Source organism: Bacillus sp. FSL L8-0167 (assembly GCF_038630295.1).
In the GTDB taxonomy this organism is placed as follows: Bacteria; Bacillota; Bacilli; order Bacillales; family Bacillaceae; genus Bacillus; species Bacillus safensis.
The window spans coordinates 1,702,182-1,724,043 of sequence record NZ_CP152027.1 but is presented as its reverse complement, the minus strand read 5'-3'; the positions used below and the strand labels follow the sequence as shown (position 1 = coordinate 1,724,043).

26 protein-coding genes and 1 pseudogene are annotated in these 21,862 nt (G+C 40.5%); all 27 read right to left on the bottom strand.

Going from position 1 to position 21,862, the window contains the following annotated elements; genetic code table 11:
• Positions 1 to 14: 14 nt before the first annotated feature.
• The 27 genes and pseudogenes from MHB66_RS08770 to MHB66_RS08640 all read right to left on the bottom strand — a co-directional run bounded on the left by MHB66_RS08770 (position 15) and on the right by MHB66_RS08640 (position 21,760).
• Positions 15 to 434: a phage holin family protein gene (locus MHB66_RS08770; RefSeq protein ID WP_046311144.1), complete on the bottom strand. Its 420-nt coding sequence runs from the start codon at positions 432 to 434 to the stop codon at positions 15 to 17.
• 42 nt (positions 435 to 476) lie between these two features.
• Positions 477 to 656 (bottom strand): XkdX family protein, encoded by a 180-nt coding sequence (locus tag MHB66_RS08765; protein WP_046311142.1) that lies wholly within the window; start codon positions 654 to 656, stop codon positions 477 to 479.
• Positions 653 to 937 (bottom strand): hypothetical protein, encoded by a 285-nt coding sequence (locus tag MHB66_RS08760; RefSeq protein WP_046311140.1) that lies wholly within the window; start codon positions 935 to 937, stop codon positions 653 to 655. Before MHB66_RS08760 ends, MHB66_RS08765 begins: the two co-directional genes overlap by 4 nt.
• A 12-nt stretch (positions 938 to 949) precedes the next feature.
• Entirely contained in the window at positions 950 to 2,275 is a 1,326-nt protein-coding gene (locus tag MHB66_RS08755) for a phage baseplate upper protein (protein WP_046311137.1), read from the bottom strand.
• An 88-nt stretch (positions 2,276 to 2,363) separates the two neighbouring features.
• Positions 2,364 to 4,184, bottom strand: a complete 1,821-nt coding sequence (locus tag MHB66_RS08750; RefSeq protein ID WP_235362310.1) for a right-handed parallel beta-helix repeat-containing protein — start codon at positions 4,182 to 4,184, stop codon at positions 2,364 to 2,366.
• A 20-nt stretch (positions 4,185 to 4,204) separates the two neighbouring features.
• Positions 4,205 to 5,966, bottom strand: a pseudogene (locus MHB66_RS08745) (phage tail protein).
• A gap of 12 nt (positions 5,967 to 5,978) precedes the next feature.
• Positions 5,979 to 6,812: a phage tail domain-containing protein gene (locus MHB66_RS08740; protein WP_046311135.1), complete on the bottom strand. Its 834-nt coding sequence runs from the start codon at positions 6,810 to 6,812 to the stop codon at positions 5,979 to 5,981.
• Positions 6,812 to 10,828, bottom strand: coding sequence for a phage tail tape measure protein (locus MHB66_RS08735; RefSeq protein WP_046311133.1), 4,017 nt, complete (start codon positions 10,826 to 10,828; stop codon positions 6,812 to 6,814). Before MHB66_RS08735 ends, MHB66_RS08740 begins: the two co-directional genes overlap by 1 nt.
• A gap of 15 nt (positions 10,829 to 10,843) precedes the next feature.
• Complete coding sequence (locus tag MHB66_RS08730) at positions 10,844 to 11,038, bottom strand: hypothetical protein (protein ID WP_046311131.1); 195 nt, start codon at positions 11,036 to 11,038, stop codon at positions 10,844 to 10,846.
• Between the two features lie 2 nt (positions 11,039 to 11,040).
• Positions 11,041 to 11,376, bottom strand: coding sequence for a hypothetical protein (locus MHB66_RS08725; RefSeq protein WP_046311128.1), 336 nt, complete (start codon positions 11,374 to 11,376; stop codon positions 11,041 to 11,043).
• A gap of 38 nt (positions 11,377 to 11,414) precedes the next feature.
• Positions 11,415 to 12,041, bottom strand: a complete 627-nt coding sequence (locus MHB66_RS08720; RefSeq protein ID WP_046311125.1) for a major tail protein — start codon at positions 12,039 to 12,041, stop codon at positions 11,415 to 11,417.
• An 11-nt stretch (positions 12,042 to 12,052) separates the two neighbouring features.
• A complete protein-coding gene (locus tag MHB66_RS08715; protein ID WP_046311123.1) occupies positions 12,053 to 12,421 on the bottom strand; it encodes a DUF3168 domain-containing protein in 369 nt (122 codons plus the stop codon).
• Positions 12,418 to 12,792, bottom strand: a complete 375-nt coding sequence (locus tag MHB66_RS08710; RefSeq protein ID WP_335363822.1) for an HK97-gp10 family putative phage morphogenesis protein — start codon at positions 12,790 to 12,792, stop codon at positions 12,418 to 12,420. The genes MHB66_RS08715 and MHB66_RS08710 overlap by 4 nt, the downstream gene beginning before the upstream one ends.
• Position 12,793: 1 nt before the next feature.
• The gene (locus MHB66_RS08705; protein WP_235362241.1) at positions 12,794 to 13,141 is read right to left on the bottom strand and encodes a phage head closure protein; all 348 of its coding nucleotides are present in this window, start codon (positions 13,139 to 13,141) and stop codon (positions 12,794 to 12,796) included.
• Positions 13,095 to 13,436 (bottom strand): head-tail connector protein, encoded by a 342-nt coding sequence (locus MHB66_RS08700; protein WP_046311117.1) that lies wholly within the window; start codon positions 13,434 to 13,436, stop codon positions 13,095 to 13,097. Before MHB66_RS08700 ends, MHB66_RS08705 begins: the two co-directional genes overlap by 47 nt.
• A gap of 14 nt (positions 13,437 to 13,450) precedes the next feature.
• Entirely contained in the window at positions 13,451 to 13,843 is a 393-nt protein-coding gene (locus tag MHB66_RS08695; protein ID WP_046311114.1) for a collagen-like protein, read from the bottom strand.
• A 23-nt stretch (positions 13,844 to 13,866) separates the two neighbouring features.
• Positions 13,867 to 14,022, bottom strand: coding sequence for a hypothetical protein (locus MHB66_RS08690; RefSeq protein ID WP_235362232.1), 156 nt, complete (start codon positions 14,020 to 14,022; stop codon positions 13,867 to 13,869).
• The gene (locus MHB66_RS08685; RefSeq protein WP_235362230.1) at positions 14,012 to 14,161 is read right to left on the bottom strand and encodes a hypothetical protein; all 150 of its coding nucleotides are present in this window, start codon (positions 14,159 to 14,161) and stop codon (positions 14,012 to 14,014) included. The genes MHB66_RS08690 and MHB66_RS08685 overlap by 11 nt, the downstream gene beginning before the upstream one ends.
• The gene (locus tag MHB66_RS08680) at positions 14,158 to 15,372 is read right to left on the bottom strand and encodes a phage major capsid protein (RefSeq protein WP_046311112.1); all 1,215 of its coding nucleotides are present in this window, start codon (positions 15,370 to 15,372) and stop codon (positions 14,158 to 14,160) included. Before MHB66_RS08680 ends, MHB66_RS08685 begins: the two co-directional genes overlap by 4 nt.
• Positions 15,373 to 15,407: 35 nt before the next feature.
• Positions 15,408 to 16,040 (bottom strand): HK97 family phage prohead protease, encoded by a 633-nt coding sequence (locus MHB66_RS08675; RefSeq protein ID WP_046311111.1) that lies wholly within the window; start codon positions 16,038 to 16,040, stop codon positions 15,408 to 15,410.
• Complete coding sequence (locus tag MHB66_RS08670; protein ID WP_046311108.1) at positions 16,033 to 17,277, bottom strand: phage portal protein; 1,245 nt, start codon at positions 17,275 to 17,277, stop codon at positions 16,033 to 16,035. The genes MHB66_RS08675 and MHB66_RS08670 overlap by 8 nt, the downstream gene beginning before the upstream one ends.
• 5 nt (positions 17,278 to 17,282) lie before the next feature.
• Entirely contained in the window at positions 17,283 to 17,465 is a 183-nt protein-coding gene (locus MHB66_RS08665; RefSeq protein ID WP_046311106.1) for a hypothetical protein, read from the bottom strand.
• An 11-nt stretch (positions 17,466 to 17,476) separates the two neighbouring features.
• Positions 17,477 to 19,189 carry a terminase TerL endonuclease subunit gene (locus MHB66_RS08660; protein ID WP_052712393.1) on the bottom strand — a complete coding sequence of 571 codons (1,713 nt, stop codon included), beginning with the start codon at positions 19,187 to 19,189 and terminating at the stop codon, positions 17,477 to 17,479.
• The gene (locus MHB66_RS08655; protein WP_046311104.1) at positions 19,189 to 19,695 is read right to left on the bottom strand and encodes a phage terminase small subunit P27 family; all 507 of its coding nucleotides are present in this window, start codon (positions 19,693 to 19,695) and stop codon (positions 19,189 to 19,191) included. The genes MHB66_RS08660 and MHB66_RS08655 overlap by 1 nt, the downstream gene beginning before the upstream one ends.
• Positions 19,696 to 19,781: 86 nt before the next feature.
• Positions 19,782 to 20,102 (bottom strand): hypothetical protein, encoded by a 321-nt coding sequence (locus MHB66_RS08650; protein ID WP_046311102.1) that lies wholly within the window; start codon positions 20,100 to 20,102, stop codon positions 19,782 to 19,784.
• Complete coding sequence (locus tag MHB66_RS08645) at positions 20,092 to 20,451, bottom strand: HNH endonuclease signature motif containing protein (RefSeq protein WP_046311101.1); 360 nt, start codon at positions 20,449 to 20,451, stop codon at positions 20,092 to 20,094. Before MHB66_RS08645 ends, MHB66_RS08650 begins: the two co-directional genes overlap by 11 nt.
• Before the next feature lie 37 nt (positions 20,452 to 20,488).
• Positions 20,489 to 21,760: a PIN-like domain-containing protein gene (locus MHB66_RS08640; RefSeq protein WP_046311099.1), complete on the bottom strand. Its 1,272-nt coding sequence runs from the start codon at positions 21,758 to 21,760 to the stop codon at positions 20,489 to 20,491.
• Between the last annotated feature and the right edge of the window lie 102 nt (positions 21,761 to 21,862).

The window sequence follows — 21,862 nt, the reverse complement described above, 5'->3', positions numbered from 1 at the left end:
AAAAAAGCCGCCGATTACTCAGCAGCTTTCTTTTCCTCTTCTTCTTTTTGGCTGTCAGACTCGATGACGTGAAGTCGATCTGTGATGGAAGCTGGAATTTTAACACCGATCTGTACAAGGTTTTCTGTGATAGAAAGCCCTTCGTTTGCGATGTAAAACAATACTGTCCCGAAGGTCAGCACTCCATTTAGTCCCATGATCTGATCAATGATGTTAGCAACAATCACGACAACAAAACTAAGCATTTTCCTTACGTAGCCAAACCATGCTGTACGGCTGCGCAGCTTGCCGACTTTCCACGCTTTGATGATTCCTGTTAAAACGTCGATGACGCTTAGCAGCAAGAGCAAGTCCAAAAATTTCACACCGCCAAATAAATAAGTCTTCGCTAAATCCAAAGTTTCAAAGTTAATAAACAATTTTATATCCCCCATTCGTTTGTCACCTCCTTTCGAAGGCAAAATAAAAAGCACCTGTTAAGATGCTGTTGAACCTAAATCTGCAGAAGCAGCTGGCTTGTCGAATGAAACGCCAGTGATCTGCTCAAACTCTTCTTTTGTGATTACCTTTAAAGAAACATACTCTCTCATTATTTCAAGAGTGTAAACGCCCCAATCCCAAAAGACTTTTATGTCAGTCGCCGTTGGATAAATCATGATGACCCGCCTCTCTGCAGCTGCGTAACTTGCAATGTGAGTAAAGCCGCCTGTTTTTTAAGAGTGGTTATATCATTAGGTAAAGGCGGTTTCGGCTGCATGCTCTCTATATACTCTTCGGATGCCGATTCAATCCACTCTTTCTTGTCCGCATCATATTCAGGAAGATATAAATCCTCTTTCGGTCTTACGTCCGTAGCGTTCTTCGGTAGCTCGTCGTAATCACTTATTACATCTTCGCCTGTATACATAAAATTTTCGTCATAATAATATATGTGCATGTCCCTTCCCTCCTACCACAACGGAATAGATTCATTTATTTCAAACCTGCTTACAAAAGAATTATCGTTAGCGGACATCCCATCAAAGCGTAAAGAACCATCTTTCTCTAATGTAAATCTAGCTGACCCATAAGAACCTACCGTTGCACCGAGAAACACAGCTTTTGATGCCGGTTTTTGAGTAAAACGGGCAATGACTGCATCATTCACCGGGACTCCCTCAAACGATCCCCTAAGTAGTAATTCATTTTGACGAATTGAAAATTTAAGTGGATTTCCAGCAAATTGTTTTATTGTTGTTCCAGCGACTAACGTTACTTGATTCCAGCTGCTGTTTAAGTCTTTTTCGGATAACACTCGATCCCATCCTTTGAAACCTTGGGCATGAAATGTACCGATCCAAGTTATGTTATCAAAAGACCTTGTAGCGATAATACACTTATAAACTACTTCATTTTGTTCATAGGCCGTCTCCAACACATTGACGTAATAAAAGCTTGTATCATTTTCTACTGGAGCATTTAGGAGCTGGGCCCCCATGTAAGGACCTGTGGGTAGGGTAAATATGTCGGTACCATTCGGAACCCTTGCAACTTTACCATCATTAGGCGTAAGCCTATAAAGCTGGCTCTTGTTCCAACTGCTTTTCTCTGATTCTGTTACGTGAATCTTTTTATTTTCAAGGTGCGGATCAACGTATTCTTTTGCCTCTTCCAGTGCCGCCGCTACTTTATCTTTTGCACCTGCAGGTGTTTCCGCGTGAGCATCCGTATATTTTTTAGCTTCTGCAAGCGCCGTATCTGCTTTAGACTGCGCGCCTTCCTTTGTTTCAATTTTTTTCAAGTCCTCGAACTTGGCCCTCAGATCATCAATCGTTTGTATAGATTCTTCGTAAAGCTCATTTATCTTTGCTCTTAATGCCTCGAACTCATCCACATAATACTCAGTGATCGGCACAATATCTTGATCTATAAGAGACTTAGATATATGGAAAGAGAATTGATGTACGGACATAGATTGATCATTTGCATAATACAAATTCAGCTCAGCTTGTACATTTCCATGATGCTTAATCTCTTGATCAGACAAGATGTATTCCGCTTGCCCCTCCACTCGATCAATAATATTTATGTCTCGAATGAATCGGCTACCATCTGACATAACTAATACAAGTTTTCCTGTGACAGCTGCTAGAGGCAAAGGGACTCCATCTTTCGTGAGTTTGAATATGAGTCTTGCTGTCTGACGATCCTGCGTCCAAAAATTTATACTGGTTGATACGCTTGAACTGGTATATGCGTTTACATCAAATTCAATCGGCCCGTTCTTATGAATCATTTGTTATCACCTCACTCAAATTACATTTTCTATTGATTTAATTGGATCAACGCTGTTATCTTTCAAAGAACCTTCTGCGCCAGCTCCTTTAAGTCTGTTTCCGAAATGCTGAATTTCTTGAACATTTGCTAGTTAAATACATTGCATACCTGCATTTCTTTCCTTTGACAGTTACAAATTTAACCGAAGAATCTTCTACACCATCCATCAAGATGACCCCGTAATATGGATTTGAAGAGGAAGTACGCTTTCCCGCATTGTTGATATTAGCTCCATCAATATCAATATTTTTTGAGTCTCCAGAAACTGATATTCCTGAATAACCCACTTCATCTAGTCGCGTGCGGTTGATGCTGACGTTTTCGCATCCAAACTCCACTCTAATGCCGTTCCCTTCAATATTTCTTCCAATGCTTAAGTCAACTTGTCCATTTTTACAACGAGTCAATAAAACCCCATGATGTCCTACATTATTAAACTCATTGTCTGAAACAGTGAAGCCGACTACATCAGACAGATGAATAGCATGTTTCACTTTAACGCCATCTATAAAGTTTCCATTAATTTTTACATCCTCGATTGTTTGATAACCTTTACGTCCATAAACTTGTACGGCATGGCGGCCTTTTACGTTAATAAAAGTATTTTTTGAAACAATGTGCCTTTTCACTTTATTGACTCGATTTGTAGGATTCCCATTCTTATCTTGCGTATATTTTGATGTAACGGCCGGAAGTAGCAACCTTACACCAGATGCACAATTTAAAAATGTGTTCCCTTCAATCAAGACATCTTCCCACTTGTTTCCTGAAATAGCCCATTCAGTTGTATCTTCCACAATGTTGAATAAAAACTTGATATTTTTATACCAAAAACCATCTGTGCTTGTATGTGAATCCATTGCTCGTGCATAGCCGCCTAGCTTATCTGATTTACTGAAATGGCACCTTTGAACGATTATATTTTCAGAAGGGGTATTGTCATAGCTTCCAAACGCCCCAAAATTTTCAGATGATCTCATTAGGTCTAATTGAATAGCTGCTGAAAACCACCTGTCACCCTTATAATCTGCAAATCCTGAGAATTTGACATCATCAATCAACACGTTTTTGTTACCAGCGCAATCTAATCCATGTCCACCACAGACATCACGTATGTGAATACCTTTGATAACTATTCCATCTGCGTGAGCAAATCCTATAACGGAACACTGTTCCTTATATTCATCGCCTGCGCTATCAAACATCCCCTGACCGTCAATCAGCAAATTCCCATGCCCCTCATAGCCTTTGGTTTGATCATCTTTGTCACCATTTACAAGCATTGAACCTACAAAGCCGCGTTTAATAACTGCACCAGCTTGTAAGGTTAAGTGAGTGTTTTTATAGATGTGTGCAGTCTCCATTAGTTTGTATTGTCCTTGAGGAACAACAATGTGCACAGGATATAATTTTGCAAGACTAAGAGCTGCCTTGAATCCTGCGGTAAAACTTCCGTACTTTTTAATAAACCTCTTTAAATTCAGGGAAACGGCAGCTGCTTCTATTTCTTCTTCAAGTAATTGAAAGTCATAGTCTAATCTATCTTTTGCTGTGGGATGAATAGATGCATCCCTTGCAACTCGAATGTCTACAACTTCCTTTACATCATTTCCGTCATGATTGAGAACGAGGTTTGTCAATCTAGCCCACATGTTGTCAATCCTGTTGGCAACCGTGAATAGACCATGCATAATCTGACTAGACAAATGAGCTTTTTTACTATCCTTGTGAGACTGTAATTCAGTTGCGTTTTTATTAAGCTCATTCTCAACCGCTTGCATGTCACCGCGTAACTGTGATTCATAGACCGAATTCCTTGTCGTATCATAATCCTTTTTAAGCCGGACCAATATGTTCACTCCTTTCATTTCCAAAAGAAAAAACGCCCCTAATTGAGCGTTCTCATCAATTGATCAATGTATCTTTTTTGCTGCTTAATCTGCCGCGCCTGACTTACTTGGTAGTCCTGAATGTCTTTCCTAAAGTTAGCGAAAGTCATTTTAGGGCTGTCATACGGGTTAAGGGGATTATAAGTGACAGACACTAGCCTCACATCGTTCTCAAACGTAATCCCGTTTGCCTTATCCGCAATGACATGTATGGTGTCACCCTTCCAAAAATCCTCTTCTATTCCTTGTAGTGCTGGCTCATAGATATACTGGTACTCTGCCTCAACGACCACGTCAGGGCATGGGTTCACATGCTTTTTCAAAGCTGATACCATGTTGCTTGGTTTTTTTACTGTGTCATCTCTTATCGGCTCACCCCATCGCGGCTTTCCTTCAATAAGAAACTTATCTTCATCTGGATGAATGTATAGGATAGGTTCGAATTCATATTCAGGCTCTTTTTCCTTTTCATCCTTGCTCGTTTTTGTATCCGTTGACTTTGCGTCACTTTTCTTTTCTTTTCTTTTCTTTCTTTTCTGCACCATAACCCCAAGCTCTTGTGGATGTGTTTTGGTCATTGATCTTTAATTTAAAGCCCGGCATATTGTATCGGCTGTCAAAAGTGTAATCTACTACTCTTCCCATTTTTTTATATACATAGATGACATAGTTGTTTACATCAAGCTCTATTTCGTAGTCATCTACAATCTGATCCATTAATTCGATCCTATTCTTTTCACCAAAGCCGTCTTGATCAACGGTATCAAATGATGATTCTTTTTCTTTTAGGACATATTGAAAAGGTGTATCAGCAAGTGCAATGTCTAGGGCTTCTTTGATGTTCAGTTTCTTTGACGTTTTTTCCTCGACCCTGTCATTTACAAGAAGTACAGTATAGACATGGTTGGCCGTTACCTTCTTCTGCAGCACGTTTTTCCTGCTTTGATCAAGCTCAATATCTGTAATGTAATATTTTTGATGGTTATAAACTTTTTCATCCAAGTACAGTATGTTTCCTGGAACGAGCAAGTCAAATTCTGCCCCATTATCCTCAGTCCGTAGAAGGGAGAATGTGAAACTCTTCTTACCTGTTGTATCGTCTTGCAACTCCAACACAGCGCCCACGATTTCAACAAGTTCTTTGCCGTCCTTGGTTGAGACATGCAGCTGCCTGAAATCAATATCAGAAGGTAATCCGTCATTTAACTCTACGTCCTTACCCTGATACTCTTTGCTCGGATAAGAAGGTTTAGTTGGTGTTTCAGGTTCGCTTGGGCCATCGTCCACACCTTCCACCGTATCGTATTGCGTAAGTTTATAGGTGAAGATGATACTATTCAATTTCGTTGCGTAGTTTGGGTCGGTGGCGTACCCAGCTTTCACAAGTGCTGCTGTTGCCTTGGTGTAATCTTTCTCACCGATTACAGCCTTATAAATGTTTGGATCCCAGCTTACCCCTTTTAGATACAGCTTTGCTAAGTCTTGTACAGATTCGTACCATGAAGGGTACTTTCTAAAAGGTGCTTGTACTCTGGTTGCTTTACCCTTTTTATCGTATTCAGTGGTCCACATGAGGACTGATTGACCATTGAATGATCCTTTTATTCCGAATAGATTTTTACCCTTTTGAGCTAGATCGCTTTTTCCCCATCCGCTTTCCAGGCAAGACTGCGCGATAATAAGAGAAGCTAAAATATTGTATTTCTTATAAATCCTCTGCGCGTCTTTTGCTATCTCCTTTATAAAATCTTTTGCAGCCATGACAACCCCCTTTTACGGAAAATAAAATCTCGTATCGAATACAATTTCAAAGTCATTTGTATTCTGTACCTCAATCTCATTCATGCCTTTATCTAAGGACGGTAACCTTCCCGACGTTTTCAATCTTTTATTACCAACAACGGTATACTGTTTCAGGTTCCTTACTTGCTGAGACTTTTTCAGTTCAGCTTCAATTTTCAACCTCTCATTGTTCGTGTGGTTGATGATAGTCACGTTTTTTCCCTTTGCGTTTATCAGCACATTGTAATCATGCTGCAACGGGTTAATAGGCACGCCTGGATTGAATACACTGAATCTTTTTTTGTTTTTAAATCGGTACTGCAGATCGTCGCGCCTTTGGATACCCATTCCTGAAAACCATCTTTCATTAGAAAAGTTCTGCGCGCTTAAAGACGTGCCCTTTGACTCTGCCAGCCCTGTGATATTGTTAAAATCCACTTGGAAGGATACCTGGTTTTTTTGCTTGTCTTTGGGTATTTGAAACCCTCCGTCACACGTAACCGCAAAACGCCTCCCTGGAAGCAGATCACATGAAATGTAATACCAGAAGGGCTGAACAACGAGATCATAAAACTCATGCCTGTACTGATAAAAGTTGACCGCGATTTTAGCATCAAGCAATATCTCAACTTTGATAGACCTTTCTTTGTACACTATGTCGCGCGGATGCTGCGTTGGTACAAGTCCGTTAAACCTCGTCAACTGTACAAGCTCCCTATCAGTGCTCGGCGCGTCAGGTGCAAAGCTCAACAACTTAAAATAGGGAAGTAACCCCGACAAAGGTTGCTCCCCCATTCCATCTCTGAAATCAAAATACAGATCCATTATCTTTTCAGCCCTCCTTTATAAGCACTCTGTTCGTACTTTTGAGCGCTCTTTCTATCCAGTATGGATGTGTCACCTTGTTCAAAAACGATGTCTGCTAAATGCTGGCCGCCAATAATGACAGGCGCAGGATGGATTCTGATTGTTTGTCCTGCAGCACTTACGCTTTCATTGTTCGTTTGTAAATTGTTTGATAGAAGACTAATAAGGGCATCTAGCTTTTGGTTTAATACAGGCGTATCAATCTCATTTCTCACAGTCAGTTCAGCGCGCATCGTATTTATTTCATCTGCTGCCCCCTGGATGTTAAACGCCATTCTATTAATTTCAGATTTAAAGGACGACATAGCACCTTGCGCCATAGCTGCAGTGCTCTTTTTCACTTCCGTCGCTTTTTCTCCAAGCCCAATGATAAACCCATCGCCAAAGTTCACACCTTCTGCAATGGTCTTTTTTGCAGGAGACTTAGAATCTATTGATTTTTTCAGGGATTGGATGGCGACTTTACCGATAGTCCAGGCGGCTTTCCATATCGTACCGCCGGTGCCTCCCATGCTACGAATACCGTTAGCAAATCCTTTAGAAAAATCAGCACCTGTGCTAGTTGTTTTAACACTGGATAAGCCTTGTTTTCCTGATTTTGCAACGGTGCTGCCTGAATTGCTGGCGTTGCCAGCTTGGCTACGGATTCCCGATGCAAATTGAACCCCTGCTTTTTGTCCGCCCCCGCCATCGGTCGTTTTTGCAAGCTGGGCTGTTGCTGACGCACTAACGGAAGATGCTGCAGACGTATTGGCGCCTTTTGTGCTTGTTATTCCTGCACTGTGGCTTTTCCCTTTTGTCACCCCTGCTTGTGTGGCTTGAGTGTTATTTTTGTTTAGGTTTGATAACGCTGTTTGGTTTACGTTGCTTGCTGCAGTGCTTGTGCTGCCTTTTGTTGAGCTTATACCTGCGCTAAATGATTGGCCTTTTTGTGAGCCGAATGTTTTAGCTCCTGCATTGCCTTCACTTAACTTTTGTTTTAGCGCTTGCTGCAGCAATGTTCCACTGTTTGATACACTGACTTTTGAGGCATTGATACCTTCACTAAACGATTGACCTTTTTCTTTCCCTGCGATTCTAGGGATGCCGTTTTCTTCTCCCAGTTTTTGATCCAGTGTTTGTTTAAGGATCGTTCCACTTGCTAACGTGTTAGGCGTGGCAGCTGTTAAGCCGTCAGCAAATTCATCCCCCATTTTCTTTCCTGATTCACGGGCAGATGTTGCGCGGTTGAATTCGTTTTCTATCTTTTCAATAGCTTCATTTGCTTTGCTCGCTGACTCTTCTGTAGAACGGCCCAATCCCTCGTTAAACTCAATGAGCGCTTGCTTCGTTTTTTCTAATGCTTCTTCTTTGCTGTCTCCAAGTTTTTGCAAGAATGCTACTTGTTTTTCGGCCCATCGTTCTTGGTACTTTGCTTCACTTTCTTCCATTTCAACAAAGATTCCCATTGAATTGCTGGAATACTCTTTTTGCTTTTCTAGGGCTTTTCCTGTTTCCAAGTCCAGCAGTTTTCCATTTTGAGCCATTTGATCAAATAGCGCTTTTGAATTGTTTTTATACGCTTCTAGGTTCTTAGCAAGATCCCTTTGGTAATCGGCATTCGTTTTCGCTTTTAACGCTTTGTATCTTTCAGCATTTTTTGCATCTTTTACAATAGCTTCATCCAAGACTTTAATTCTATAGTCTCGGTCTTCTTTCGCTGCTTTCTGACCTTCTTTGTATAGCTCTGTGATTTGATCATTGTAACTTTTTGCATTTTTAAAAGAGAGTTTGTTTTGGCTCTCGGAAACCCTCTGTTGAATAGCCAATGCGTCTTTTTGATTGGCCGCAAATTTACTCGTAGCCTGTTGAAAGAATGAAATAATGCTTTCAAATCGTTTCTTTTGAGAAGCATTCATATTTGATGATAATAAACCTGTTTCATCCTTCAATTTTTCAAGTTGGCGCATTTTCTCTCGTGCTTTTTGAACATCCTTGTCGATGTTACCAACTAATTGATCTGTCCAATCTTCTCCGATTTTCTTTGTCTCTTTCTCTTGGTCTTCAAATAGTCCTTTGAGAACTGCGATTGCATCAGTCTTAAATCCTTCTAACTCCTTAATAAGAGAAGTGGACATTTTTTGATAAGTAGCCAAAAGATTACTAGCCATCTTATCTGCTTCTTTTCCTAAAACCTGTGTTAACTGAAACAGTTGTGAAGTGGCTTTTTCACGCAAGTTGACGTATGATCCGGCCGCTTTTTGTGTCGCTTTAGAAACGCCCTCTCCATATAGAAGAGCCGATTCCTTTGCTTCTTCTTGTCGTTTCTTTTGGTTTTTCAGCTGCTCATTGTAAGCATACGTCGCAACAGCAATGCCTCCTAGTAAAGCCGTTCCGCCAACTATGGCAAGCCCCACAGGACCCGTAAATGCTAAAAGCGCACCAATACCCATCGTCAGCGTTGCGACTGCTGTTGTGGCGCCCAGGACACCCGTAGCAAACAACGCAGTTTTAGCAACCGTTTGAGCTGTGGCAGAATCCATTTTGTTAAACATGGAAACGATGTCTGCACCTTTTTCAGCTAGGTTACCAAGTGCAGGAAGTAGACTTTCAGTGAGCTTAATCTTTGCCCCTTCAACTGCAGACTGGAAAGCAATGATACTGCCCCGCGCATTATCAAGCATTGTATCAGCCATTTTTTTAGCCGCACCATCTGATTCTTTTAGTGCCTTCGTGTTATCCTTCAATGCCTTGCTGCCTTTTTGTAAGAGAACGGCCCAATGTTTATATGATTCAGCTCCGACAATGGTTTTTAAGGTTGCGGCTTGCTGCTCTTTCGTCATGCCCTTCATGCCCTTTTCCATCTCGGCAACAACTTCCGGCATACTCTTCATGTCTCCCGCAGCATCAAAGAACTCAAAGCCTAATCTATCAATTTCCTTCTGCGCCTTTCTAGCTGGCGTTGCCAGCCTGATCAAAGACGTACCAAAGGCTTGTCCTGCGATTGAACCTTGCAAACCTGCGTCACCAAACGCCATGACTGCGGCCGCTGATTCTTCAAGTCCCCAACCTAATGAATTGGCGTTAGGTGCAAGGAACTTCATGGCCTCGCCCATCTGTTCGACATTGGTGTTTGCGTTAGCCGCACCGTATGCAATTACGTCCGATGCGTGCCCAGCTTCCGATGCTTTCATTGCAAACGCCTGCATCATGTTAGATGAAATATCGGCGGCAGCTGCTAAATCTAGTTGACCTGCTGCTGCTAAATTCAGCATTCCTGGCATCGCTGCATATATGTCATTTGCTTTAAATCCGGCCATCGCTAGGAAGCTTTGCGCGTCTGCTGCTTGGCTGGCGGTGAAAACAGTTGTTGCCCCCAGCTCTTTTGCCTGGTTTTTCAGCTTTTCGACTTCTGCAGCTGTTCCCCCTGAAATAGCTTTAACTTTGCTCATTTGTGTTTCAAATGACATACCAACTTCTACAGCATCTTTCAGTGGGAGGGCCAAGCCAGCGAAAGCAACTCCTGAAGTCATCGCTACCGAAGCACCCGTACTTCTCATTTTGTTGCCAACTGTATTCATTCTTTGGCCCATCTTATAAAGCGATGAGGATGTTCTTTTTATCTCAGCTTCCATCCTCTGAATTTTGTTGGTCGTTTGTGTTAACGCGTTTTGCGTTTTATTCATTTCAGCTGTTGCATAGTTCAACCGACGGGCTAGGGTTTGCGTAGATTCCGCATCCTTTCCCTTCTTGATGGCTGAATCTGCATAAGCTCTTTCAAGTGCTTTGACCTTAATTTTATGCTGGTCTAATTGCTGTGAAAGGGTTCTGACTTTCGTTTGCGACGTTTTTAGTTCATTGCCCCAAACACCAACGGCAGTCCGATTTTTCTCAAACTCAGACTTTATGTTTTTCATTTGAACGGCAATTGCTTTCATTTCCCCGTTAAATTGGGATGAATTAGAATACAGCTTTACTTTAATGTCTTTGCTCAATCCCTCACCACCTTTTTACAGTCCAGGTATCTGATCAATGTACAAAGGTTTATCCGATGCTGCAGCGTTCTTACTTGGCTTTTCCTTGCTCACTTCTTTCCTTCGTGCAAGACGTTTTAGGTGATAGACAATGTCCATTTCGTCTATCTGATTTTGAGTAAAGCCAATGTCCTCTAATGCGTTATACATATCAAGGACAGCATCGGACAAACTTACTCCCCCGGCTCTGCTTCCTCTGCGGTTTCTGGATTCAGGATCTTACTCGCTTCAACGATATTCCCAATGACATAGTTTGCAGTTGCGTAAATCGTTCTATATAAAAGTCGTGAATCAATGCCTTGTTCAAATTCTTCTGCAGTGAACTTGTTTCCAAATACTTCACAAATAAACTCTGATTGTCTACTTGTATAAATTCTTTCAGGATCATTCGATTCAAGGTCTTCTGTTATTTCTGCCGCGGTCCTGAATAAAGCACCTGTGATAAAGTTAGGTGTGGAAAATTCCTTTTCCTTACCGTTTAAATGCAAGATGATTGTCAATGCTTCCATGTTATTGCCTCCCGATTACAAAATAAAAAAGAGCGTTATTAAACGCCCTTTCCAAGATCTACTGAACTTGTGGAATCCTCTGTATCTTTTCCCTTTGCAAACGACGCCCCGTCGTATACAACTTGTTTAAACCAATCTTCAGGATCAAAACTTTCGTCGAATTCAACTTGAGCCTTCCAACGGTTTTTTCCTTTTTTGTTTTGAAGAGTCATGAAACCTGCTTTAAATTTTGGTGTTTCAGGATCGGCTTTCCCTTCGGTAGTTTTGTGTTCATTGCCCAGCAATTCAGGAAGCCCCTTCAAGAACCAATAATATCTGTGCCCGCCTGTGGATGTTTTCGCTCTAAACCCGAAAGCTAAGAAAACCGCTTTATCATCAGAGCTGGCAAAAGAAATCCCATTCTCGACCTTGTGACCGTAAATTTTGTTCTGCACCTCAATTGGCAGATCTGCTATTTCAGCCTCTAAATCAATATCGCCCATGTTGTTAAATGAATCAAAAACGCCATTATCAGCCCAAAATTTAGATTGCTCTGATTTAGGATCGACTTTTACGTTTACAGCTCCTGGTATTCTTGAAGGCTTTGCGTATTCAAGCCCTTTTTCATCATCCTGAATAAGCTCAGCATAATGAAACATGTCTAATCCGTAGATTGTTTTCCCCATCTGTTTTCCTCCTAGAAAAATGTTTTGACGTATCTCATACCTCTGTGAAAGATTTTTGTATCTGTTTCGTAAAGATCCACTGAATCATATCTTCCGTAACCTAAATCTTTCATAAGACGGTCTATTTGTTTCGCTATTTCTGTTTCGTTTTTCCGTGTGTCTGCTTTTGAAAATATGCTTAACTGGAATCGAACCTCACTTGCTGCGGAATGGTTGTCTCTGTACTCCTGGTCTCTATTAGTAATCTCTGAAAATACAACCCTGGGGAATGCCGCCACATCATCAGCCACAAGATTATGAAAACCACCCGTGACAAGCTGCTTTAATTCATTGTTTTTTATTAACTCTGCACTCAATTCTTTCTTAGCATCAAGACTCATTTAATAGGTGCCGTGATAATTCTTTCCATGATCTTCACAGCTTGTCCCTCCCCTTCAATTGCACTTTTTTCTATGAAAGGATGTGGTGGCATTTTAGAAGTGCCCCATTCTAAAAAACGTCCTCTGTAAGCGACTTTCCGATTTGGTCCAACGGTTACAAATAGCTCACCGTCTTTTGATTCTCTTGCAGCTGAAACGGTGATATTATCGACCATGTGTGGCTGATTTTTTGAACTCTTATTCACATTTCGTTTTTGATGCTCGTCTATTACCTCGCCCCCAGCTTTAAGGGCAATCTTTTCAGCTTTTTCGACGTCGTCACCTATCTTGTTGAAAAATCTCGTTAAATCATCAAATCCATCAATATCCATATCAGCCATTTATGCCGACCTCATTGCATGTGACTTCAAGTCGCTTCTTTTTATTTTCAATGTCGTTGAAATCCATTACGTCGAAAATGCGATAGATTGGCTTCCCTGCCTCGTCTGTTCCAGTTTGATGAAGGATTCGCATGTCTTGTTTAACGTCTTCACGATATCTAATTGTGATTTTCTTCGGTGACTTGACGCCTAACGCACCAGCAACAAGCGTGTCTGACTTTGAACCGCTAAAACCTTCAATTGAACCCCATGTCTCAAAAACATTTTCATAGGTTTCATTCCAATTCAGTTCGTCATCCTGCACCCTTTTCTTTACTTGGAAGATTAACCTTCGGTTCAATTTGCTTATCTTCTTCATTACCTTTCACATCCACATATCGAAGTTGAGTCAGCAAAGCATGAACGGTAAAAGGGATGTTTGAGCCGGAAACACCTGACTCATACATCCCCCTGTTTTCGTACCAATGCTCGACTAACATCCCTACTACAAGTTCAAATTGAGCGTTACCTTCTACATACCGCCCTATTCCATTTTTGATGTATTCCTTTGCTGCAGTAATTAAGGTTTTAAGCAAGGCGTCATCTTGGTCGGTATCAATTTTTAAATATTCATCTTTCAGCGTTTTTAAATCCATAGAAGACCGCCTACTTATTCAGTATTTTCTTTACCCTCAAGATCATTGACTCGCGTCTGTAAATCGGTAATCATGTCTTTTACTGCAGAATTGAGATTCTCCCACATAACACTGCCAGTGCCTATAGTGCGAGAGTTAACAGATTTATCTGCTAAATGGTCGTTTTTAATAGATCCCGTTTCAATTACTGCAGGATCTCCCTTGTCACCTTTTGGGCCTTGCTCTCCTGGTTCGCCTTTTTCTCCTTTAGGACCTTGTTCACCAGGATCACCCTTTAACCCCTTCACATAAAGAGGATTTTCTTCGCTATTGTCTTTCACCGTAACTGCTGTGATAGGTTTACCATCAGGGCCCGCCTCCGCGGACGTGAATACTCCATTACTTTCGTTTAGATAGTCTTTTGCCATGTTAGATCAATTCCTTTCAATTATTATTCTTTGATCATTTTTCCTTGCAGCTCTTTTATTTCGTCTTCCATTCCTTTGAGTCTAGTTTCAATAGACGAATTAAGATGCTCCGGCATTACACTTCCCGTCCCGATGTTTACCGACCGGACCGCTTTTTCAGCAAGCATTTCATGTGTCACGCTTCCTGGTGCAGCTGATCCGCCGCCTCCTACTCACTTCCTCGCCGTCTTTGACGATTTTTCCGCCTGCTAACTCCAATACACCACCGATGACAGTTCGATCCCCGCCATCAGTGGTGTAATTTTTCGTCACTCTCATGACTTTTTCACCTCTTCTTCTTTTACTTCTTTTACTTCTTTTATTGATAATTGGCCGTATACTACGGCTTCTTCGTCCCATTTTCGGACGTCTTCTCGTTCAATTGCACGCACTTTTGTTGTGTTCGTTTCAAATGATCCTGCAGCAAGATTCGTATAGTCGATAGACTGTTGCTGACGATCAAACAAGACAACTGCCTCTTTTAAATCCCCAACGATTACAGGTGCTTTCCCTGCTTTTGTTTTCAAGATTTTGTTTGAGATCACCACCACGCGGCGACCAAACAGCATTTTGTTTGTCGGTTCGGAAGGAATATCCTTGAGTAGATATTTACCGTCCGCATCTTTCAATTGATCGAGATAGTTAAACCCGTCTTGGTTTGTCATGATGATCGCACCAGCAGAAATGGCGGTATCTAGCGTAACGTTTAAAGTCTTTTTAATGTCATCCAGGCCTTTAAATTCAACCTTTTTCAAATCGTCAAGGATTTTCAGGATAAGTGCATTTCTTGTTGCGACTGATTTTTTAACGAACCATTTCGCGACATATGTCATGATCGCTTGATCTGTATCTTGCAGCAATGTATTTGAAAGTGGTAAAAGCCCAGCATAATCAGTGATGGAATATGATAGTTTTGTAAACTTAGGCTGGTCTGTTTCTGGAATGTTTCCCATTTCCTCGATGTCTTGGAACGGTGTCATGTCTGCATTTTTTTCAAGCATACGACTACCTGAACGCGTTGCCACAGGCTCGACTGTTACATATTGCTCAAGCTGATGTAATTGCTCCCGCTTTAACTCTTTAATAGTTCTTGAAATATCTTCGGGAATCAGGATTCCGCCATCTTCTTCGTTTTTTCCTGACATCGCTCTGAATTCAGGATTTTCTAGGAATTCACGTTCTTCATGTGTTAAGGATTTACCTCGAAGAGACTTCATAAACAACTTGGTGAATTTCTTTTGACGTTCTTCCTTATCGCCTTCCTCCTGCGAACGTTTTCCATCTTGTGGCGGCACAAAAGGATCACCGCCAGTCAGGTCAGGAACGTCAATTGATCGTCCTTCTACCATTAATTCAATTTGACTTTTCAGCTCCTTCACTTCCTCAATAAGCTGGCGCGCTTCACTTGTTTTACCTTCTGCTAGTGCTTTATCAGCATCTTCTTTCTTTTGTGTAAACTGCTGACGCAGTTCAATTTCTTTTTTTGTCATCTTTATTTTTCCTCCTCATAGAACGCAAAAAAGCCTTATTCGGGAAGATCAAGGCTTAATAGTTCCAATTCAATTTTTAAAGTTTCATCCGTTGGTGTGCTTCGTTGTTCTTTCATTTCTTCTACTTTCTCTAAGCTCCGGGCACCTACTACAGCTTCGGTATCGCTATATGCAGGTGTCGTTACAAGAGATATGTCATAAATGCGGTGAATGTTGTTTATTCTTCGTTCGTATATGTCTTCATTTTCATTTATGCGCCATTCGTCAGGCTCTTCTCCGTTATAATCCAACGAAAAAGCAAATGAGCATTGATTAATAACTCCGCTGCGTATATTCTCCATGAGATCGCGCGCATATGACGTGTCTGACGGTTTAAATCTAAATTTAAGACCTATTCCATCTATTTCTAGTTCAAGCCGTCCTGAATCACCTGAAACGGTATTTCGCGCTAGGGGAAAATCTTCTCTGTGGTTGAACAATGCAATAACATTTGATAGATCGGTAGATTCTAAAGCATCCCTGCTTATGATCTCCTTGAACCACCCCAATCGCTCGGACCACTTTTCAAACTTCAGGGCATATCCCTCTATAAATTCGGCTTGTCCTTCTCCTTCGGAACGGATCTCAATTGGCGTCGTGAGCAGCCGCACTTCTTTTTCTTTACTCATTCTTGCTGTCACCTCCCTTCATGGCTGAACCAGCTTTAAGCCTTTGGTATTCTTCCATAAAGTCAAGTGATACATAGTTTAGACTTGTAAGATATTTGTCTCCATGTTCGATAGGGTTTCTTTCGAGTAAGTCACGAACTTCATTTTTATTTAATATTCCTGATTCGATCATTAGTTTGAAATACTCGGCTTGTGTCTTACTGTCTCCGCGCAACTCACTATCAACATTGAATTTCACATAATGGCCGTTTTTTTGATCACTGTCGGTAAACAGTTTGATATTTAACTCCTGTTCAAAATTCACTATCCAAGGTTGCAAGGTGTTTTTCATATATTCGATGGACTGGTGCTCAATATTTGAAAAAGTGGCTTTATCTAATTCATTGATCTTGTGCAAAGGAACTTTGTAGATCATTGCAATCTGCGCTTTGTTGAACTTCATCGACTCGACGAATTGGGCTTCTTGCAACGGCATGGCAATAGATTGATATTCTAGTCCATTGTCAATAATGGCTATGTTTTCACCTTGGTTGACCCGCAGCCATTCTTTCCTTACGTTTTCCTTGGGCTTCTCATCCAAGAAGGATGGAACCTTTAGGATGCCGCGCGGCGTGGCTTCGTTTTTATATAGTTTTGCGTTATATTTTGTGGCAGCTGCTTGAGCGCCTATATGCTCTCTCACTACCCCGATAGGCGACTTACCGTGTATGCCGTCCGTAGATAAACCTTTAAAATGCAGCACTTGGTGTTCATATAGTTCCATCGTTCTTCCGTTAACGTTGGTTTGGTACCAGAGCCTCCCTGAGTCGGGATGGATGTATGCTTTAGTTGCATCTGGCCGCAACGGGTAAAGATTTTCAGGGAAGCCATGTGCCCCAAATTCAATCATGGAATAGGCATTTCCCCATGTGAGGACATGCGTCATCATCAGCTTTTTCCACACATAAGCAGTCATGTATGGATTCGGCCTTGCGTAGATTACATAGGCAGATGGGTGACTAGGGTTTCTGTTGACTCCTTGACTCTCTTTTTTAAATGTGTGTATCGGTAGCTTTGCGATGTCGTCAGACAGTACATTCACACATGCAAAAATGTCCGGTTGTACAAGTGAATTGCTTTCACTGACTCTTTCACCACTTGCCGTTTCTCTGCCTCCGAAAAGATTGATCAACTGACTGAAACCGTCTATTGATGATGTTGAGTTGGATCGTTTTTCAAAAAACTTGTCTATAAACATTTATTTCACCTCTCTTTCTGCCGCGCGTGACTTGACAGCAAGTAGGCATAAAACATAAAAAATACACCCGTCAGAAATAGACCGATGTTTGTATTTATCCTATACGCTGCCAGCAGAATAAAGGCGCACCCTCCGATAAACAGCAAGTCGTTTAGTATTAATTTAAGAAGAACAATAAATTTTTTCACTCTCTCACATCCTAAAAACTGAAATTTCCTGAAAAGTGTTCGTTTAAGTCAACGTTTGCACCCATATCGTGATACATGGCCCTAGCAAAAGCATTCATAACGGCTGCAGCTGGATCTATTCTTTGTGGTGACTTCGCTTTGTCTAACATGATGTTTTCTTGAGCGTCTTGTTTAATGATTGCGTTATTATATGCAAAAGTTAAAAGAGGATCGTTCCCATGAACGACCTTTCCCTCGTATACCTTTTGTCTGAAATCCTTTGTGGGTAAAGAAAGATGCTGAATCCTTTGCGGCAGCTCAACCATATTAAATCCCTTACTCTCAAGCCGTTGTGCAAGGTGCAACGCATTCCATTTGTCGTAAGCAGCTTCAATGACCCTTAATTTGTTGACTTGGGCAAATTCAACAATCCACCTTTCAACAAATTGATAATCAACCGCCTCCCCTGGTGTGAATGTCATCCAACCTTGATCACGCCATAAATCATAAGGCACTTTATCAGTAGCCATTTTCTCTTTTGCCTTTTCCTCTGGAATGAAGGAATGCTGGCCGACATAATAAAAACCATCAAGAACGCCAACCCACCCGACAGAAGTCAAGTCCGTTGTCATAGATAAATCTAAACCAAGATAGATCGCCATTTCTTTTAGATCAGGTATTTCACCATGACAGGCCCGCCATTTAGACATTTTCATATATCCGTTGTCTTTTTGATCAACCCATCCATTCATGTTTTTTGTAAGGAAACTTCTCATCTTTTCAGGCACATCTAATGCAACTTTTAACGCTGCCCTTAGTGATTCCATCCCCTCCGGGTAAGTTGCGACTATCGGATTTGCCTTGATCCAGTTCGATTCATCCTTTATATCGTCTTGGGGATCAAGCTCACAGATCATAACAAAATAATCATCGTTTTCAATTTCTATGACGGGATCAAGAATTTTGGAAACATATTGGTACTCTTTAAAACACGGCCCGTTTAAGTTGAAACCTGCAGTAGTAATAATAATCATCAAAGGGCTACGACGGGCTACCATACCGCTATCAATAACATCATATATTTCACTTGTTTCATGAGACATATATTCGTCGACTATCCCTAGTGATGGGTTTTTTCCGTCTCCAACCTTTCGGGCTTCACGGGATAACGGTTTGATAATTGAATTTGTTGCGTATTTTGTGACCTGCCCGTTAGCGTCTGTGTATTTCCCCTCTAAAATAGGTGCGTGCTGTAGTTGCTCAAGGATTGCTTGGTAGACTTCATCTGACTGCTCCCTTGACCAACCAGCAATGAACACACGATGTTTTTCCTTAGTGGGAAAGATTTCATATGAAGCCATGATAGCCAACAATTGTGATTTCGCGTTTTTTCTCGCTAACTGAATATAAGCCTTTCTAAAACGCCTTGCACCATTGATCTTTTTGTAAAACCCATAGATATTAGCAGCCATGAATAACTGAAAGTCTGTAAGCTCAATAGGTTTACCAGCCAATACGCCTTCAACATGATTAAATTGTTTGGCCCATTCATAAAAATCAAGGACTGCTTCTGCGTCAAAATAATACGGGCAGTCTTCATCTGCTAACCGCTCAACGTCTTTAAAGAACCTCTGAACAGCCCGCTTGTGCTTCTTTCCTGCTTTTATTTCCCCCGTTTGGATCTTTTCACAATATGACCATACACGCTCAATTAAAAGCTCTGCGGTCATTTCCTGCGTTAGCATTACATGCGTCCTCCAAAGCGTTCTTCTTCTTTTGACTTCGGTTTCCCATCATCTTTTTTCGGAATGACAAGTTTGCAGCGAGAGGAAATGGTTAATCCTAAATCACTTGATGCTTGTCTGCATTGTTTAAACAGCTTGTCTTGATTTATAAGAAGATCACTATAAGCAGGATTCGCAATTTCAAATTTTTCACCATCTGAATTTTCGGTGAGTGCTGTAATCGGCGTATCCAATATGATTTCTGTTATTTGTAAATATTGTTTTCTTGCAAACAAAAAACGGGCAAGCGCATCAACATCTAAATTCGTGATAATTCCGATGTTTTTTAGCTCGTCCGCTATCTTTTTGAATTCTCTTTTTAAGTCTTTTGGTAAGTAAGAAGGAGCTTTCACTTTGTCATCTGGTGCCTTAATTTCCTGCTCTCTTCTTTCTTCAATCTCTTTCTTGGTAAGGTTTTTCTTCCCTTTCACTAGCAACAAGTCAACTGGTTGTCTCGGCCTTGCCATCCCCTCACCTCCTTCCGAATTTTCATTTAGGGAATTTCTCGCGATGTTGAGGGAGACGCGGTCTACGGCAAATCGTTTCTAGGGATTTAACCCAGGGGGCCTTCAACTTCGATGCGAAGCTGATTCATGTCTCTTTCTAAATCTGCTCGTATTGAATCCATTTTCTTATGATGTTGATCAAGTAGGCTGTTGTTCCTCGTCATTCGAATGGCATAGTACAGCTTACTGATCCTGCTTTGCTGCTTTCTGATTTCCGCGTTTGTATAGTAGGATGTGTACTCAGCTTTACACCCTGGACATACAAGAAAGTGACGTTTGATTCCACGGCCGACCTTCATAATCCTAGAACAATATTTAACTATGAAGATTGTTCCGCACTGATCACATGTACATTTTTTATAATCCATTTCCAAACCCCCCATCTTCTTTAGCGGTCTTCCTACTGTGACAGGACGCACACAGTGGCTGCCAGTTAGAAGAATCCCAAAACAGTTTCTTATCTCCCTTATGCGGTTTGATGTGGTCCACTACTGTAGCAGCAATACGTTTGCCTTGTAGCATACAAGACTGACACAAAGGATGCTTTCTTAAATAGCCTTCACGCGCTTTACGCCATCGGCTGTTATATCCACGGCGAGACGATGATTCACGGAACAGATCATATAAAGGCTTTGATGTCTTGTGCTGCTGGCAATATCGTTCGTGCGTTAGTTGAGGGCATCCAGCTTCATTGCATGGTTTTAATGGTTTTTTCATGATTTCACCCCAAAATAAAAAGCACCTAGTAAGGTGCTTAAAAATTTTCATTATTCATTAAAGCTAAATAGGCTTTACTTTTTAAAAGGTCCATCTTAATCATCATGATTCCTCTCTCTTTATCTGAGTACACCAAATTCTCGTTATATAAAAATTCCATTATTTTTTTAGCAAAAGAAATATCAAAATCATCCTCAAGAATATTAAAAAATCTAGCAAAACTATAATTATCTAATCGAAACCTATCTTGATTATTTCTGAACCAACGATAAAATATTGAAAGTGCATTTGGATCCGATTCCTTAATGTCAAAACTTTCATCACTGTATTTACTATTGTTATCATCAGAAATCTCATCTAAAATACGTTTTATTGAAATAAGTTGCTCCTCACTCCAATCAGCAAGAATATCACTTATTTCATTTTCTTCACTTGCTTCCCTTACTTCTAAAACAGTATCCGGATTTAAGTCACTCTCATGTCGTTCCACAAAACCTAGTGAGGTAAACATATGGAATTCCTTGTTGGTTAAACTTGTAAACTCATTTAGCAATTCGACTTTAGGTCCGATTATTTTATTTTTCAGTTTGTACCACCAATCTTCTTTCTGTTCATCAGTAAGAAATATAATATTAGTATCGTTTCTAACAGCAAAATCTAACAACTGCTTCCATAGAATTAAATCCCCATATTTATTTTGTATAATAACGCCATTATAAAACTTAAGTCCATTCTTTTTGTTGAAATCTTTATATCCTGGTGGAATCTCCATATTCAAACGCTTATCTGCTTCTTTTTCCAATTTTTTCATCTGTTCTTCGTTGTAAGGTTCTCCGACTTTATTATAATAAAGCTCTGTAATTTTTGTCTTTATAACATCATCTTTATTTAAGTCGTATTCAACAACATTTTCATTTAATTTTTTTATTTGATCTTCAGTAACTTTTTCAATAACCTTAATGAATTCTTCCACATCTTCTTTGTGCCTTTTTTTATAACTACTCAAATCCTGATTTAGCAAATCTTTCACTTTATTTGGAATAGCATTAAATGCACTACACACTTTTTTATATGACCCGTTTTGCTCCATGATTACTGTCTTTCTATTATAATGATATTCCAAAGCTACTTGATGAGGTATCCACAATTGGTCGCTATACTTTTTTAGCAATCCAAGTATTTGATCTGATGTTTCCTTGGTATATCTATACAAGTTGAGTAAAACATTTGTATCTAAAACAATGATAGATTCTTTCCAAATTCTTTCATCATTCTTATCAAAATAAAACTCGCGAAATTTTTCTCTCAATCTAATTTCCCCCAATGTATATGTTCATATGAATTATCGAACTAAATTGGATAATTTGAAGGGATTGCAAATTTTGTCGAACGAAAAACGCCCTCCCTTTTG

Excerpts from the sequence above, each read along its gene's own strand:
- MHB66_RS08770 (WP_046311144.1), bottom strand. The coding sequence starts at position 434 with ATGGGGGATATAAAATTGTTTATTAACTTTGAAACTTTGGATTTAGCG.
- MHB66_RS08765 (WP_046311142.1), bottom strand. The coding sequence starts at position 656 with ATGATTTATCCAACGGCGACTGACATAAAAGTCTTTTGGGATTGGGGC.
- MHB66_RS08760 (WP_046311140.1), bottom strand. The coding sequence starts at position 937 with ATGCACATATATTATTATGACGAAAATTTTATGTATACAGGCGAAGAT.
- MHB66_RS08755 (WP_046311137.1), bottom strand. The coding sequence starts at position 2,275 with ATGATTCATAAGAACGGGCCGATTGAATTTGATGTAAACGCATATACC.
- MHB66_RS08750 (WP_235362310.1), bottom strand. The coding sequence starts at position 4,184 with ATGAAAGGAGTGAACATATTGGTCCGGCTTAAAAAGGATTATGATACG.
- MHB66_RS08740 (WP_046311135.1), bottom strand. The coding sequence starts at position 6,812 with ATGGATCTGTATTTTGATTTCAGAGATGGAATGGGGGAGCAACCTTTG.
- MHB66_RS08725 (WP_046311128.1), bottom strand. The coding sequence starts at position 11,376 with ATGGAAGCATTGACAATCATCTTGCATTTAAACGGTAAGGAAAAGGAA.
- MHB66_RS08720 (WP_046311125.1), bottom strand. The coding sequence starts at position 12,041 with ATGGGGAAAACAATCTACGGATTAGACATGTTTCATTATGCTGAGCTT.
- MHB66_RS08715 (WP_046311123.1), bottom strand. The coding sequence starts at position 12,421 with ATGAGTCTTGATGCTAAGAAAGAATTGAGTGCAGAGTTAATAAAAAAC.
- MHB66_RS08710 (WP_335363822.1), bottom strand. The coding sequence starts at position 12,792 with ATGGATATTGATGGATTTGATGATTTAACGAGATTTTTCAACAAGATA.
- MHB66_RS08700 (WP_046311117.1), bottom strand. The coding sequence starts at position 13,436 with ATGGATTTAAAAACGCTGAAAGATGAATATTTAAAAATTGATACCGAC.
- MHB66_RS08695 (WP_046311114.1), bottom strand. The coding sequence starts at position 13,843 with ATGGCAAAAGACTATCTAAACGAAAGTAATGGAGTATTCACGTCCGCG.
- MHB66_RS08685 (WP_235362230.1), bottom strand. The coding sequence starts at position 14,161 with ATGAGAGTGACGAAAAATTACACCACTGATGGCGGGGATCGAACTGTC.
- MHB66_RS08680 (WP_046311112.1), bottom strand. The coding sequence starts at position 15,372 with ATGACAAAAAAAGAAATTGAACTGCGTCAGCAGTTTACACAAAAGAAA.
- MHB66_RS08675 (WP_046311111.1), bottom strand. The coding sequence starts at position 16,040 with ATGAGTAAAGAAAAAGAAGTGCGGCTGCTCACGACGCCAATTGAGATC.
- MHB66_RS08670 (WP_046311108.1), bottom strand. The coding sequence starts at position 17,277 with ATGTTTATAGACAAGTTTTTTGAAAAACGATCCAACTCAACATCATCA.
- MHB66_RS08660 (WP_052712393.1), bottom strand. The coding sequence starts at position 19,189 with ATGCTAACGCAGGAAATGACCGCAGAGCTTTTAATTGAGCGTGTATGG.
- MHB66_RS08655 (WP_046311104.1), bottom strand. The coding sequence starts at position 19,695 with ATGGCAAGGCCGAGACAACCAGTTGACTTGTTGCTAGTGAAAGGGAAG.
- MHB66_RS08650 (WP_046311102.1), bottom strand. The coding sequence starts at position 20,102 with ATGGATTATAAAAAATGTACATGTGATCAGTGCGGAACAATCTTCATA.
- MHB66_RS08645 (WP_046311101.1), bottom strand. The coding sequence starts at position 20,451 with ATGAAAAAACCATTAAAACCATGCAATGAAGCTGGATGCCCTCAACTA.